The organism is Neisseria sp. HMSC070F02 (genome assembly GCF_001814225.1).
GTDB lineage: Bacteria > Pseudomonadota > Gammaproteobacteria > Burkholderiales > Neisseriaceae > Neisseria > Neisseria meningitidis.
This window is the reverse complement of sequence record NZ_KV815461.1, coordinates 1-276: the sequence shown is the minus strand read 5'-3', so window position 1 is coordinate 276 and position 276 is coordinate 1. Positions and strand designations below refer to the sequence as shown.

Sequence of the window (276 nt, the reverse complement as noted above, 5' to 3'; positions counted from 1 at the left end):
TTTCTTTCAGACCGACGATTTCGATCTCGTCACCAACGTGGATGATACCGCGCTCTACACGGCCGGTTACTACTGTACCTCGGCCGGAAATGGAGAACACGTCTTCGATAGGCAGCAGGAACGGTTTGTCCACGGCACGCTCGGGAGTCGGGATGTAGCTGTCCAATGCGGCAGCCAGTTCGAAGATTTTCTCTTCATAAGCGGCATCGCCTTCCAAGGCTTTCAGTGCAGAACCTTGTACAATCGGGCAGTCGTCGCCGGGGAAGTCGTAGCTGG

The 276-nt window shown here is 55.4% G+C and carries 1 pseudogene; it reads right to left on the bottom strand.

Annotated features, from left to right (window positions below):
- Positions 1-276 (bottom strand): annotated as a pseudogene (tuf, locus tag HMPREF2959_RS12175) (elongation factor Tu); the annotation flags it as partial.